General features: G+C 53.1%; 14 protein-coding genes. 10 read left to right on the forward strand and 4 right to left on the reverse strand.

The window, feature by feature from the left end:
- Window positions 1-57: 57 nt before the first annotated feature.
- The 3 genes from GGR95_RS03600 to GGR95_RS03610 are packed head-to-tail and all read right to left on the reverse strand — an operon-like array spanning window position 58 to window position 3,171.
- Window positions 58-1,320, reverse strand: a complete 1,263-nt coding sequence (locus GGR95_RS03600; RefSeq protein WP_184562896.1) for an ABC transporter substrate-binding protein — start codon at window positions 1,318-1,320, stop codon at window positions 58-60.
- A 1-nt stretch (window position 1,321) separates the two neighbouring features.
- The gene (locus GGR95_RS03605; protein ID WP_184562898.1) at window positions 1,322-2,428 is read right to left on the reverse strand and encodes an ABC transporter ATP-binding protein; all 1,107 of its coding nucleotides are present in this window, start codon (window positions 2,426-2,428) and stop codon (window positions 1,322-1,324) included.
- On the reverse strand, window positions 2,425-3,171 hold the full coding sequence (locus tag GGR95_RS03610) for a DeoR/GlpR family DNA-binding transcription regulator (RefSeq protein ID WP_246423274.1): 747 nt from the start codon (window positions 3,169-3,171) through the stop codon (window positions 2,425-2,427). The genes GGR95_RS03605 and GGR95_RS03610 overlap by 4 nt, the downstream gene beginning before the upstream one ends.
- A 361-nt stretch (window positions 3,172-3,532) precedes the next feature.
- On the opposite strand from GGR95_RS03610, the gene GGR95_RS03615 reads away from it, so the two are divergent.
- From GGR95_RS03615 to rplA, 7 genes are all read left to right on the forward strand, one after another.
- A complete protein-coding gene (locus GGR95_RS03615) occupies window positions 3,533-3,811 on the forward strand; it encodes a DUF1127 domain-containing protein (RefSeq protein ID WP_184562901.1) in 279 nt (92 codons plus the stop codon).
- Between the two features lie 263 nt (window positions 3,812-4,074).
- Window positions 4,075-4,854, forward strand: coding sequence for a hypothetical protein (locus GGR95_RS03620; protein WP_184562903.1), 780 nt, complete (start codon window positions 4,075-4,077; stop codon window positions 4,852-4,854).
- 79 nt (window positions 4,855-4,933) lie between these two features.
- A complete protein-coding gene (secE, locus tag GGR95_RS03625) occupies window positions 4,934-5,131 on the forward strand; it encodes a preprotein translocase subunit SecE (protein WP_184562905.1) in 198 nt (65 codons plus the stop codon).
- Window positions 5,132-5,352: 221 nt separating this feature from the next.
- Complete coding sequence (gene nusG, locus GGR95_RS03630; protein WP_184562907.1) at window positions 5,353-5,886, forward strand: transcription termination/antitermination protein NusG; 534 nt, start codon at window positions 5,353-5,355, stop codon at window positions 5,884-5,886.
- 188 nt (window positions 5,887-6,074) lie between these two features.
- The gene (locus GGR95_RS03635) at window positions 6,075-6,371 is read left to right on the forward strand and encodes a hypothetical protein (protein WP_184562909.1); all 297 of its coding nucleotides are present in this window, start codon (window positions 6,075-6,077) and stop codon (window positions 6,369-6,371) included.
- A gap of 584 nt (window positions 6,372-6,955) precedes the next feature.
- Entirely contained in the window at window positions 6,956-7,381 is a 426-nt protein-coding gene (rplK, locus tag GGR95_RS03640; protein WP_184562911.1) for a 50S ribosomal protein L11, read from the forward strand.
- Window position 7,382: 1 nt separating this feature from the next.
- Window positions 7,383-8,081, forward strand: a complete 699-nt coding sequence (rplA, locus tag GGR95_RS03645) for a 50S ribosomal protein L1 (RefSeq protein WP_184562913.1) — start codon at window positions 7,383-7,385, stop codon at window positions 8,079-8,081.
- A gap of 115 nt (window positions 8,082-8,196) precedes the next feature.
- Here the strand turns inward: rplA and GGR95_RS03650 are convergent, their stop codons facing one another.
- A complete protein-coding gene (locus GGR95_RS03650; RefSeq protein ID WP_184562915.1) occupies window positions 8,197-8,562 on the reverse strand; it encodes a VOC family protein in 366 nt (121 codons plus the stop codon).
- Window positions 8,563-8,991: 429 nt separating this feature from the next.
- Between GGR95_RS03650 and rplJ the strand changes: the two genes are divergently transcribed.
- The 3 genes from rplJ (at window position 8,992) to rpoB (ending at window position 14,371) form a co-directional block, all read left to right on the forward strand.
- Window positions 8,992-9,504, forward strand: coding sequence for a 50S ribosomal protein L10 (gene rplJ, locus GGR95_RS03655; RefSeq protein WP_184562917.1), 513 nt, complete (start codon window positions 8,992-8,994; stop codon window positions 9,502-9,504).
- A 79-nt stretch (window positions 9,505-9,583) separates the two neighbouring features.
- Window positions 9,584-9,955 carry a 50S ribosomal protein L7/L12 gene (gene rplL, locus GGR95_RS03660; RefSeq protein WP_184562919.1) on the forward strand — a complete coding sequence of 124 codons (372 nt, stop codon included), beginning with the start codon at window positions 9,584-9,586 and terminating at the stop codon, window positions 9,953-9,955.
- Between the two features lie 276 nt (window positions 9,956-10,231).
- Complete coding sequence (rpoB, locus tag GGR95_RS03665) at window positions 10,232-14,371, forward strand: DNA-directed RNA polymerase subunit beta (RefSeq protein WP_184562921.1); 4,140 nt, start codon at window positions 10,232-10,234, stop codon at window positions 14,369-14,371.
- Window positions 14,372-14,379: the final 8 nt, after the last annotated feature.

The following is a 14,379-nucleotide window of genomic DNA, read 5'->3' on the forward strand; positions in this document are numbered from 1 at the left end:
CGGTGGGGGAAGGGCCGATCCGCTTGAACCGGCCCCAGATTGTGTTTGTGTGCTGTCTTACTTGTAAGGGCGCAGCAGGCGCTCAGCAGATGCCTGTGCTTCGGCCAGTGCGTCTTGGGCTGTCTTGTCGCCTGTCAGAACAGACTGGATTGCGCCGTTCAAACCGTCTCGTACACGGGCGGTCTCAAAGGTCGAAAACTCGGCCACGGCATGTTCCAGCTGATCACGTGCAACCAAAGCTGGCGGGAAGTCCTTAACATAGGCTTTCAGCGCATCGGTTTCATAGGCGGCAGGGGAAACGCCCATATAGCCTGTAGAGATTGACCATTCAGCAGCTTGTTCGGGGGCTGTCATGAACTGGATCAGATCAAGTGCGGCTTGTTTTTCTTCGTCAGTGGCGTTTTTGAAAACGTAGAAGTTGCCACCACCTGTAGGTGAGCCGAGGCGCTTGTTGGCGGGCAGCATTGCCACACCAAAGTCAAACTCGGCGGCGTTTTTAACAGCGGTCAAGTTTCCTGTGGAGTGCCACATCATCGCGGTTTTGCTCTCCAAGAAAGCCTGCCGCAAGGTGCCCCACTCAACCGTGCCTTCTGGCATGATCTTGTGCTCTTGGCTGAGGGATTTCCAGAATTCGAGTGTTTCGACAGTGGCAGGGTCGTCAAAATAGGTGGTTACACCATCGTCTGACATGAGCTCTTTGCCGTTCTGGATCGCTAGCGCCTGAAGCATCCAATAGGGATAACCTGTGGAGGGGATCATGATGCCGTATTGGTCATCAGTGGTCAGGGCCTTGCCCATAGAGACCATTTCATCCCATGTGGTCGGCGCTTTTTCAGGGTCCAAACCAGCGGCGCGGAACAGGTCTTTGTTGTAATAGGCCACGATGGTCGAGCGCTGGAAAGGCACGCCCCATGTCTTGCCCTCTACTTGGCCGTTGGCCATCAATGCGGGGTAAAAGCTGTTCAGCCACGTGGTATCCGCTTCGTCTTTGATCAGGTCGTCAAAAGCGACGATGTGATCCTGTTCGATCAGGTCATAGGCATCGATCGAAAACATGACGGCCAGCTGTGCAGGCTCGCCTGCGTCTAACGCAGCCAGCGCTTTGATGCGTGTATCGTCGTAGTTGCCTGCGTAGATCGCATTCACTTTGACATCAGGGTTTTGTGCTTCGAATTTGGCTACGATGCCGTCGACTACTTGGGTAAGCGCGCCGCCAACAGCAATCGGATAATACATGGTGAGTTCGGTTTCAGCCACCGCCGGAGAGACGAGGGCAGTGGAAGCGGCCAGAAAGGCTGCTGCAGGTGTAAATCGGGTCATTTCATAGGTCCTCTTTGACAGGTTGGGTCGGAGTAGGGGCCTCATGGCCACCCATTGACGCGCTGTTTGGTTTGATGTGCGCCATGGGATTTTGTGCAGGCTTGGTTTCCAGCATGCCGGTGAGGGCGCTAAAAAGGAGCCTGTTTTCTGCGGGTATTTGCACGCCAACGGTTGCGCCGATGTCCGTCCTGATCGTGTCAGGCAAGAACGCGGCCAACCCGATGGCGGCAGGATGGATCAAGGTCAGTTGTGTGCCATTGCCCAGAAACTCTCTATCTTCGATGATGACATCCAGATCGCCCTTGCCCGCAGGCACCACGGTGACGGATTCTGGACGTATCCCCACAGTATAATCAGCGCCATGGTCCAAAGCAGGCCCGTCGATCAGCGCCATGGGCGGCTCTCCGATGAACTGCGCGGCAAAGATGGAGGCGGGGGTGTTATATAGCTCGGCGGGGGTGCCGATTTGCTCAATCCGGCTGTTGTTCATCAGTACAACCACGTCAGACAGGCTCATCGCTTCACCTTGGTCATGGGTGACATAGATTACCGTCAGGCCCAGTTTGCGGGCGAGAGCGCGGATGTCGCGACGGACCGAGTTGCGCAGCTTGGCGTCCAGATTGGACAGGGGTTCATCCATCAGGCACAGTGGTTTTTGTGCGATGGCAGCGCGGGCAAGAGCCACCCGTTGACGTTGCCCCCCTGACAGTTCTGAGGGTTTGCGCTGCTCCAACCCTTTTAGACCCGTCATATCCAATACATCGTTTAAGCGTGTGTCACGCTCGGCGCGGGGGATGCGGCGGACTTTTAGACCAAACAACACGTTTTCGGCGACGCTTAGGTGGGGGAACAAGGCGTAAGATTGAAACACCATCGAAAGGTTGCGCTGGGCGGGGGGCAGGGCGGTCACATCGCGGCCATCAATCATGATTTTGCCTTCTGTGGGTTGCTCCAACCCTGCGATAAGACGCAATAGTGTTGATTTGCCACAGCCTGACGGCCCGAGAATGGACAGGAATGCGCCCTTTGGGAGAGATAGATTGATGTCTTGCACGCCGCCTTGGCCTTCCCACTGGCGGGCGATGCCGCATAGCGTCACAAAGCTCATGTCATTTCTCCTGCAATAATCAATTGGTCGTTGAGCGGGGCGAGAACCGTGTCAAATGTGGCGGGGGGGCGGCTGTCTATGACGATGTGATCTGCTTCGGAAAGATGTCCGCCGACAGCGGCAGCACGGCGACCGAACTTGGTCGCGTCCGCTACTAGTATATTGTGACGGGCGTTTGCGCAGAGCGTCTGGCGGATCTGTACTTCGGTTGTGTGGAAATCCAGCAGACTGCCATCGCCATCAATGCCACCAACGCCGTATATCGCATAATCGGCACGGTAGCCTTCAAACAGCGCGAGGGCTGTGGTGCCAAGGATGTCACGGTCTGGCAGGCGCAGCTCGCCACCGGGCAATATGATCCGCACGTCGGGGGCTTCGGATAATGCCATTGCCGCGTTCAGGTTGTTGGTAATCACAGTGAGTCCTTGGCGGTGAGACAAGGCATCAGCGACAAGCGCAGGGGTGGTTCCAATTGAGAAAAACAGGGTTGCCCCATTGGGGATCAATTGCGCAACCTGGCCTGCAATTTGCTTTTTCGCATTCAGGTTCAGTGTTGTGCGTGCCGCATAGGGTAGGTTTGATGCGCCCTCAATGAATTCGGCACCGCCATGCAACCTGCGCAGCCTGCCTTGTTCGCACAGGGCATTGATGTCGCGCCGGATGGTATGGGGGGAAACAGCATGTGCCGCTGCGAGGCTGTCAACGCTGACCCGTCCGTCTGTGCGCGCTGTTTCAAGAATCATCAACTGTCTGTTCATATGCACTCCTGAATGTTCATATGAGCACCTTTGATTTCAAATTTGTGACGGTTTGCTCGATATCCGAAAATATGCGCGAAGGGTCTGATTCCCTAACTGCCCAAATTTGTTGCACACTGCATAAGATTTCCCTCCCCTTGCTGCGCTGCAGCAGGGGGGGGTGCAGCGCATTAAGCGCGTGTGGAGCTTTATTGTTTAAGGTGAGTAGCTTATGGATTGGTATTCCGAGGTGACATGGCTGCTATGTCATATCCGCCGGTTGCGGTGAGCAAATACGCCGCTTATCTCTGCAGTGCGGCGTAAATACTGCACCGCAGCAGTTATCGCGCATAAATGGAGACAGAAAATGGCTGATCGTTCACAAATGGCAGGCTCCCAAGGTAGCCACGGCAGTAACCTTATGGTTTCGGTATGGGCACTTGCGTCCGATTTCGCAGATTTCTTAACAAACGGTGCAAGCAAGGCGGGCCGTATCGCCAAAGCGGGTATCCACGCCATCCAAGTGGGTCGTATGCAATCGGTCTTGTCGCAGATGAGCGACGAACAGCTTGCTATAGTGGGTATCAGCCGTGATGAAATCCCGGCCCATGCTGCGCTTTTGATCGAAATGGACCCCGAACAATAGGGTATTGATGCAAATCTAGATCTCGACATCCGGTTCCGCCTCTCTGATAGGGTGCGGCGGAACATCTGGCCTTTGCCGCGTTGGGATCAGCAAGGTGCCAAAAAATTGCCTGATTGTAGGCAAATTGGCGACAATTATTCAGTATAGACACCTCTGTGTATCTAATTGATTTAATGGCTTAAATTTAACATAAATTCTCCATCTGACTGCCGCATAGTATTGCGAAGGAATTACATCAATAATTTCGCAAATGGTATGGGCAGATGGTAGTATCCTCAGACAATTCATCTAAAGAAACGACTGCGACAGAGCTAGAGCTTGACGAAAGCTCGCTTGAGGCAATCCGCTCGATCCTGACGGAAGAAATCGCACCTAAGCCTCGCCGTGGGCTGAGGCTTGGCGGAGGAAGTGACGCAGAGCCAGAGGCCGTGTCAAAGCCCCGTTCAAAAGCAGATATATTTCCGCCTCTCCAACGTCCAATCACGCAGGCCGAAGAGGACTTGCGTACCGAAGCTGCGCCCCGCAGCCGATTTTCACTGCGCCGCAAGCCCAAGGCGGCGAAGCCTAAGGCGATCCCAAAACCAAAGGCCCAGAAGGCAATCCCCGCCGCGCCGCGCGACTCTGCGAATATCGGAGATGGCCTTATAAGCCGGCTAAAAGGGTATCGCCCCAAGCCAGCCCATATCGCGCTTGCCTGTTTGGTGTTGTTCACCGTGTTTCGCCCTTGGTTGATGGCTGCGATCCTGTTTTTGATGGTGTTTACCGTCGTGGGTGTCTTCCTTGTGCTTGGGTACGACGGATTCTGGCAAGCTGCGTTGAAAATCGGCCGCTGGTACGCTAACCGCCGCCCCGAGCGGGCGGTGGAGTTACACGCGCGGCTGGATCGTTTTGCTTTGAAATGGGACGCATTCTTGGACCGCTTTCCAGACGGTACTGTTGACAGTTTATATCTACCTGACTTCGGTGAGATCGCCACAGCTGACGATCGTCATTCAGAAGCTGTGGAGCGTCGCCTTGCAGGGTTGCATGGGAAAGGTGCGTAGGGCATCTGCAAATTGCAGCCTTGAAACACAAGTCCACAGAGGCTAGATGCACCTAACTCGTTATTTCAGGATATGATCCATGGCCACCACCAATCCACTTCAATTTATTCAGCAAGTCCGCGCCGAAGTGGCCAAGGTCGTTTGGCCAACGCGCCGCGAAGTCATGTTGACCACTGTGATGGTATTCATCCTTGCGGCGCTTACCGCAGTATTCTTTGCACTGGTTGATATCATCATCCGCGGCGGGCTTCAGTACGTGTTGAATATGTTTGGCTAAAGCCAGACGTCGACAGTATGTGAAAAGTAAGCCTGCAAAAACTTCGGCAAACACTTGATTCCCCATGGCGTGTGGGCTAGTTCGCAGGCCAGCCTGTGGCATAAGCGTGCCGATTCGAGTAATGTTTCGCGCAGCGTTGCAGGCGGCATAGGCAATGCCTATGAATTTTAGGAATTCGCAAGCGTAGTTAACACGCTTCAGAACAAGGACGGAAAGAACAAATGGCAAAACGGTGGTATTCGGTCAGTGTCCTTTCCAACTTTGAGAAAAAGATCGCCGAACAGATTCGCACAACGGTTGCTGAACTGGAATTGGAAGATCAGATCGACGAAGTGCTGGTTCCGACCGAAGAAGTGATCGAAATCCGTCGCGGTAAGAAAGTCACAACCGAACGTCGCTTTATGCCGGGGTATGTGCTGGTGCACATGGAGATGTCCGATCGTGGCTATCACCTGATCAACTCGATCAACCGCGTCACAGGGTTCTTGGGCCCACAAGGCCGTCCAATGCCGATGCGCGATGCCGAGGTAACTGCGATCCTTGGCCGTGTTCAAGAGGGCGAAGAAGCACCCCGTACGCTTATTCACTTTGAAATTGGTGAGCGCGTTAAGGTTGCTGACGGTCCGTTCGAAGACTTCGACGGCATGGTTGAGCAAGTTGACGAAGAAAACCAGAAGCTCAAAGTTATGGTGTCCATCTTTGGTCGCGAGACTCCGGTTGAGCTGGACTTCACTCAGGTGAATAAGCAAGTTTAGTCGGGCATAGCTTGACGATAGAAATGATAGGCACCGCAGCAGCAAGCTGCGGTGTTTTTTTGTCTTTGAGGTTGAGGTGCTGTGGTTACGGGTGAAGGGCAGCTTGGAGCCCACACTTACTCTTGAACTCATCTTCACACTGCCTACTAAAATCACATATAAAAGTTGTCATATAAAGGGAGCGGACCATGCGAAAATCTGGACTTCTAGCTGCAGCAATTTCTTTGATGACGACGACGATAGCTAATGCTGATGACATTCGTTGGAAGCCTGAAACATTAAAAAAAGGCGATCACACCAGCATCAATCAAAGTCAAAATGGTTTGATCCATCATGTGTTTCGAGGAAAGTCTGGGAGATATTATGTGCTGGACAGCTATCGTGGCAAAACGCCTTCTGGGAAACCTGTCTTCATTACCTACCTAGATAAAGACGGCAATCAGGTCAGATGGGTGCGGAAAGATGGCTTTGAACTGAGGTTTTAGCCACACGACTGCACTCGAACACTTGGGCGCTGCCAGTACACGCAAACTAGTTCAGATGGAAAACGCGAAGTTCGTCTTAGGATCACAGAAGTTCACAGCAAGGGCTTCAAATTCAATGAGTATGATCAAAACGGCAAACGATTGTTCGGTGGTCAAATCGAACTAGACACCAAAGGGAATGCTGGAAACGGACGTCTCAGCGGAAACCAAGGTAATCAGCTCTTTCGCCTCGTAGCAAAGTCCTACAAATAGCGGTGCTCTTTTTGGTCGTAAGAGCCCACCTTCTCCTTAAGGGCTGTTCAGTTTGTCATGGCTCAACGACTGCAAAGTCCCGCTTAGCCGCTATTGCCCTTTTTGTGCGGGCAAAGTCGGAGTTACTTAAGCAATAAAGATATCATTTGATTTTGTGCTGTAAGTCCCCTAACATGCTGGTTCTAACGCTACGTGGCTTGCCGCGTGGCGAATCGTTTGTGGGAGGTGAAATGCGCGCGCGCAGTGAGCCAGACCACGCTAGAAAATGGACCACAACGCGTTGTGGTCTTGTAGGGCAGGGGAAACCTTGCCGATGACAAAGGAGAAGGCCAATGGCCAAGAAACTCGTCGGTACGATGAAGTTGCAAGTTAAAGCGGGTCAAGCAAACCCGTCCCCGCCAGTCGGTCCAGCATTGGGTCAACGCGGCATCAACATCATGGAATTCTGTAAGGCGTTCAACGCTAAAACTGCAGATCTGGAGCCAGGTGCGCCTTGCCCAACTGTGATCAGCTACTATCAGGACAAGTCCTTCACAATGGACATCAAGACGCCACCAGCGTCCTACTTCCTGAAGAAAGCTGCCAAAGTGAACTCCGGCGCGAAAACACCAAGCCGTGAAACTGTTGGTACCATCACAGCCAAGCAACTGCGCGAAATCGCAGAAGCAAAAATGGCCGATCTGTCTGCGAATGACGTAGAGCAGGCGATGAAAATCATTATGGGCTCCGCAAAGTCCATGGGCATCGAGGTTAAGTAATATGGCTAAACTTGGTAAGCGCACAGTCGCAGCTCGCGAAGCATTCGTTGGCAAAGAGAACCTCACAGTTGAAGATGCTGTGGCACTGATCAAAGGTAACGCAAACGCAAAGTTTGACGAAACCATCGAGATCGCAATGAACCTCGGCATTGACCCACGTCATGCTGACCAAATGGTTCGCGGCGTTGTTGGCCTGCCAAACGGCACGGGCAAAGACGTTCGAGTTGCTGTTTTTGCACGCGGCCCCAAAGCCGACGAAGCAAAAGAAGCTGGCGCGGATATCGTAGGCGCAGAAGACCTGATGGAAATCGTTCAGGGCGGCAAGATCGACTTTGATCGTTGCATCGCAACACCTGACATGATGCCTGTTGTTGGTCGTCTGGGCAAAGTGCTCGGCCCACGCAACCTGATGCCAAACCCAAAAGTCGGTACTGTGACTATGGATGTGGCTGCTGCTGTTAAAGCGGCCAAAGGTGGCGAAGTGCAGTTCAAAGCTGAAAAGGGCGGTGTCGTCCATGCAGGCGTTGGCAAAGCATCTTTTGACGCGGCCAAACTGGTTGAAAACATCCGCGCATTTGTAAGCGCAGTTGCCAAAGCACGTCCAACAGGCGCCAAAGGTGCCTATATGACAAAGATCGCATTGAGCTCCACAATGGGCCCGGGCGTGACTGTTTCAGTGGATAACGCTGCATCCGAGTAATCTCGGGTTTGTTGATTTGAGAAAGGGCGCTCCGATGGGGCGCCCTTTTTCGTTTTAGTATTCTTGATTTATCCCAAGGTCCGCTGTGCGGACAAACCTGTTAACGCACAGAACGTTAAGTGGTGGTTACTTCAAGTAATTCAATGCGATTTCCAAACGGATCGTTTACATAGATCCGCTTGATGTTGGGTAGGTCGATATCAGTTCGAAACTCAACACCTGATGCCTTGAGGTGGGCAATCGCGTGATCCAGTGAACTAACTTTAAAGCCCGGATGCGCCTTTTTGGCAGGTGAAAACGGGTTTTCCACTCCCAGATGCAGATGCACATTCTGGCTTTGAAACCAAACACCTCCGCGACCACGAAGCTCTTTCGGTTTTTTAACTTCATCGAATCCCAATGTTTTGCAGTAGAAGCCACGGGCGTCATCCTCCCTACCCTTGGGCATCGCAATTTGGATGTGGTGAAGTTCTTCAATCATATCGCCCAGTCTCCAGCCTTCATTGGCTCACTGAAGTTAGCATACAATTACATACAATAACGCATAGCCAAAAATTAATACGGTCATTTTGGGCTCAAACCAGACATTAGCTGCACTGCACTGACGCGTTGTTGCGGTTCTTCTGGCTTTAGCCCAAGTTTCGCTCTTGGCATTCCGTTCAATTCAGACTAATTCAACCCTTGCAACCAAGCGCACGATTCGTCGTGCGCTTTTTGCGCTTCGTCCGAGATGGCGGGTAGGCTGGGTAACCAGTCTATAATTCCTGCCTGAGATGGGGAATGACTATAGATTTTTCAGGGCTTTGCTCTCGGATGATCTTGGGAAGGACCCGTAAGGACCCGACGTCGGGCATTTGTCCGGCAAAACGAGCCCGGAGGGTCACCCCTCCGATAACTTTGGAGAGAAACTGTGGATAGAGCACAAAAAGAACAGTTGGTCGACGAACTCGGCCAAATCTTTGAAAGCTCTGGCGTAGTAGTGGTTAGCCACTACGTCGGTCTGACAGTTGCTGAAATGCAGGATCTTCGCGCGCGGGCAACCGCTGCGGGTGGGTCTGTGCGTGTTGCCAAAAACCGGCTCGCCAAGATCGCCCTTGAGGGCAAGCCATGCGCAAGCATTGCTGACCTTCTGACGGGTATGACCGTTCTGACCTATTCTGAGGATCCTGTAGCTGCGGCTCGGGTTGCTCAAGAATTCGCCAAAGAGAATGACAAACTTGTTATTCTCGGTGGTGCAATGGGTGAGAATGCGTTGGACGCCGCCGGTGTTGAAGCCGTGTCCAAGATGCCTTCGCGCGAGGAGCTTATCTCCACGATCGCTGGCATGCTGGGCGCACCTGCTTCCAACATCGCGGGGGCCATTGGCGCACCTGCAAGCAACATCGCATCCATCTTGTCTACGATCGAAGACAAGGCTGCGTAAGCGACAATATCGTCAAATCGGCGTGTTAGTTGATACTACACGTTGGAACACACATATCGTTAACGGAAAGAGCTAAAACATGGCTGATCTGAAAAAACTGGCAGAAGACATCGTTGGTCTGACACTGCTTGAAGCACAAGAACTGAAAACAATCCTCAAAGACGAGTACGGCATCGAGCCTGCAGCCGGTGGCGCAGTCATGATGGCGGGCCCTGCAGACGGCGCAGCCGCTGCTGAGGAAAAAACTGAATTCGACGTCGTTCTGAAGAACGCCGGCGCATCCAAAATCAACGTGATCAAAGAAGTTCGCGGCATCACAGGCCTTGGCCTGAAAGAAGCCAAAGACTTGGTTGAAGCCGGTGGCAAAATCAAAGAAGGCGTTGATAAAGCCGAAGCAGACGAAATCAAAGCCAAGCTGGAAGCAGCTGGCGCAGAAGTCGAGCTGGCCTAAGCCTAGCGGTGGGTTCACACCCACCCTACATGGCAAACGCCTGGTAGGGTGGGTGAAACCCACACACGTGACTGGCTGGACGGGGTTAATTCCTCGTCCAGCCAAACCTTTCTTGAAAGGCACTTTGTTCAAGTGTCTCTCTGGAGAGGTCCAATGGTCGGAAGGGGTGCGGTGGGACGCGCTCCAGCATAGACTGGACTTAACCGCTCTTATGGGTGTGCATCGCGGCCCCGGCGATGGCGCATTCGGCAAGAGACACGAAAGGTGACACGACACATGGCACAATCCTTCCTTGGCCAGAAGCGTTTACGTAAATATTATGGCAAAATCCGCGAAGTGCTGGAAATGCCGAACCTCATTGAGGTTCAGAAGTCTTCATATGACTTGTTCCTGAATTCAGGCGATGCTGAAACCCCCACCGATGGTGATGGTATTCAGGGCGTTTTCCAGTCGGTTTTCCCGATTAAGGATTTCAACGAGACATCCATTCTTGAGTACGTAAAATACGAGCTCGAAAAGCCGAAATACGACGTAGAGGAATGCCAGCAGCGCGACATGACATATGCCGCACCGCTTAAGGTCACGCTCCGTCTGATCGTGTTTGATGTGGATGAAGATACTGGCGCCAAGTCGGTCAAGGACATCAAAGAGCAAGACGTCTTTATGGGCGACATGCCGTTGATGACGCCAAACGGTACGTTTGTTGTAAACGGTACCGAGCGTGTTATCGTGTCCCAGATGCACCGTTCACCGGGTGTGTTCTTTGACCACGATAAAGGTAAAACGCACTCTTCAGGTAAACTCCTGTTCGCTTGCCGTATTATTCCTTACCGCGGTTCGTGGTTGGATTTTGAATTCGACGCAAAAGACATCGTGTTCTGCCGTATTGACCGTCGTCGCAAGCTGCCTGTCACCACGCTGCTGTATTCTCTTGGCCTTGACCAAGAAGCGATCATGGATGCCTATTACAACACCGTTACCTACCGTCTTGAGGCGGGCAAGGGCTGGGTTGCACCGTTCTTCCCGGAGCGGGTTCGTGGCACACGTCCCACCTATGATATCGTAGACGCAGATAGCGGTGAGATCCTGTTCGAAGCAGGTAAGAAAGTGACGCCTCGCGCGGTTAAGAAATTGATCGACGAAGGCAACGTGACATCCTTGCTGCTGCCTTACGATCACATTCAGGGCACGTTCGTATCCAAAGACATCATCAACGAAGAAACGGGCGCGATTTACGTCGAGGCCGGTGACGAGATGACACTGGAGTATGACAAAGACGGCACGTTGATCGGTGGCACAGCCAAAGAACTGATCGACGCGGGCATCACCGAAATCCCATTGTTGGATATCGATAACGTCAACGTTGGCCCCTATATGCGTAACACCATGGCGGCAGATAAAAACATGAACCGCGACACTGCGCTCATGGATATCTACCGCGTGATGCGTCCGGGTGAGCCGCCCACAGTTGAAGCCGCGTCGAACCTGTTCGACACGCTGTTCTTCGATTCCGAGCGTTATGACCTGTCGGCTGTTGGTCGTGTGAAGATGAACATGCGTTTGGCATTGGAAAAAGAAGACACCCAGCGCACGTTGGACCGCGATGATATCGTTGCATGTATCAAAGCGCTGGTTGACCTGCGCGATGGCCGTGGCGACATCGACGACATTGACCACCTTGGTAACCGTCGTGTGCGTTCCGTTGGCGAATTGATGGAAAACCAGTACCGTGTTGGCCTGCTCCGTATGGAGCGTGCGATCAAGGAACGTATGTCTTCTGTCGAAATCGACACCGTCATGCCACAAGACTTGATCAACGCAAAACCAGCGGCTGCTGCGGTACGTGAATTCTTCGGCTCTTCGCAGCTGTCGCAGTTTATGGACCAAACCAACCCGCTGTCCGAGGTCACGCACAAGCGTCGCCTTTCAGCGCTTGGACCAGGTGGTCTGACACGTGAGCGTGCAGGCTTTGAAGTACGTGACGTTCACCCGACCCACTATGGTCGGATGTGTCCGATTGAAACGCCTGAAGGTCCAAACATTGGTTTGATCAACTCGCTGGCTACTTTTGCCCGCGTGAACAAATATGGTTTCATCGAAACACCTTACCGCAAGGTAAAAGACGGTATCGTTTCGGATGACGTTCAATACATGTCCGCGACCGAAGAAATGCGCCACACTGTGGCGCAGGCCAACGCGCACCTTGATGAAAACATGAAGTTCGTAAACGATCTGGTTTCGACACGTAAATCGGGTGACTATACACTGTCACCTTCGATGAACGTAGACCTGATCGACGTTTCGCCAAAGCAGTTGGTCTCGGTCGCTGCGTCTTTGATCCCCTTCCTTGAGAATGACGATGCGAACAGGGCCTTGATGGGCTCGAACATGCAACGTCAGGCTGTGCCATTGCTGCGTGCAGAAGCGCCGCTGGTGGGTACAGGTATCGAAGAAGTTGTTGCACGCGATTCCGGTGCTGCCTATATGGCCCGCCGCGCTGGCGTGATTGACCAAGTGGATGCGACACGTATCGTTATCCGCGCAACAGAAGACCTTGAGTTGGGCGACGCAGGCGTAGACATCTACCGCATGCGCAAGTTCCAACGCTCTAACCAGAACACCTGCATCAACCAGCGTCCGCTGGTGAAAGTGGGTGAGACGGTTACAAAAGGTCAGGTTATTGCTGACGGTCCATCCACAGACATGGGTGAACTGGCTCTTGGTAAAAACGTGATTGTCGCGTTTATGCCTTGGAATGGTTATAACTACGAAGACTCCATCCTGATCTCCGAGCGTGTATCGCGTGACGACGTGTTTACTTCGATCCACATCGAAGAATTTGAAGTCGCCGCCCGTGATACCAAGCTTGGGCCAGAGGAAATCACACGCGATATTCCAAACGTTGGTGAAGAAGCGCTGCGCAACCTCGACGAGGCTGGCATCGTGTATATCGGTGCAGACGTTGAGCCGGGTGACATTCTGGTTGGTAAGATCACGCCAAAAGGCGAAAGCCCGATGACGCCGGAAGAGAAACTCTTGCGCGCCATCTTTGGTGAAAAAGCATCGGACGTGCGTGATACCTCGCTGCGTGTGAAACCGGGTGATTTCGGTACGGTCGTAGAAGTACGTGTGTTCAACCGCCACGGTGTGGAAAAAGACGAACGTGCGCTGCAAATCGAGCGTGAAGAAGTCGAACGTCTGGCGCGTGACCGCGACGATGAGATGGCGATCCTTGATCGCAACATCTTTGCGCGTCTGCGTGAAGTGATCCTTGGCAAAGTAGCTGTCAAAGGTCCACGCGGCGTCAAGCCAAACGCACAGATCACCGAAGAAGTGTTGGACGAAGTCCTGACACGCGGTCAGTGGTGGCAGATCGCCCTCGAAGACGAGGACGATGCGAAAATCGTTGAAGCGTTGAACGAGCAGTACGAGATCCAGAAACGGGCCTTGGATGCGCGCTTTGAGGACAAAGTCGAGAAAGTACGCCGTGGCGATGATCTGCCCCCAGGTGTGATGAAGATGGTCAAAGTATTCGTAGCGGTGAAGCGCAAGCTGCAGCCGGGCGATAAAATGGCCGGTCGTCACGGGAACAAGGGTGTTATCTCCAAAGTGGTCCCGATGGAGGACATGCCGTTCCTCGAAGACGGTACACCGGTCGATTTCTGTCTGAACCCGCTGGGTGTTCCATCGCGTATGAACGTTGGTCAGATTTTGGAAACACACATGGGCTGGGCCGCACGCGGTCTGGGCATCAACGTGGACGAGGCGCTGCAAGAATATAAGCGTTCCGGCGATATGACCCCTGTGCGTGAAGCGATGAAGCTGGCCTACGGCGATGATGTCTACGACGAAGGCATCGCTGGTATGGAAGAGGATGACCTTCTGGAAGCGGCGGGCAACGTGACCCGCGGTGTGCCAATTGCGACACCTGTTTTTGACGGGGCCAAGGAAGCGGACGTAAATGACAGCCTTGCACGTGCAGGCTTCGATACATCCGGTCAATCGGTTCTGTTCGATGGTCGCACAGGCGAGCAGTTTAGCCGCAAGGTTACTGTTGGCGTGAAATACCTGCTGAAACTGCACCACCTTGTGGATGACAAAATCCACGCGCGTTCGACCGGACCATACTCGCTGGTTACCCAGCAGCCATTGGGCGGTAAAGCACAGTTCGGTGGTCAGCGCTTTGGTGAGATGGAAGTCTGGGCACTTGAAGCCTACGGCGCTGCATACACCTTGCAGGAAATGCTGACCGTGAAATCGGATGACGTTGCTGGCCGTACAAAAGTGTACGAGAGCATCGTCAAGGGCGAGGACAACTTCGAGGCAGGTATTCCTGAATCGTTCAACGTTCTGGTCAAAGAAGTCCGGGGCCTCGGCCTGAACATGGAACTCCTGGATGCGGAGGATGAAGAGTAGGGCATAGC

The sequence above is a fragment of the Sulfitobacter undariae genome (assembly GCF_014196805.1).
GTDB lineage: Bacteria > Pseudomonadota > Alphaproteobacteria > Rhodobacterales > Rhodobacteraceae > Sulfitobacter > Sulfitobacter undariae.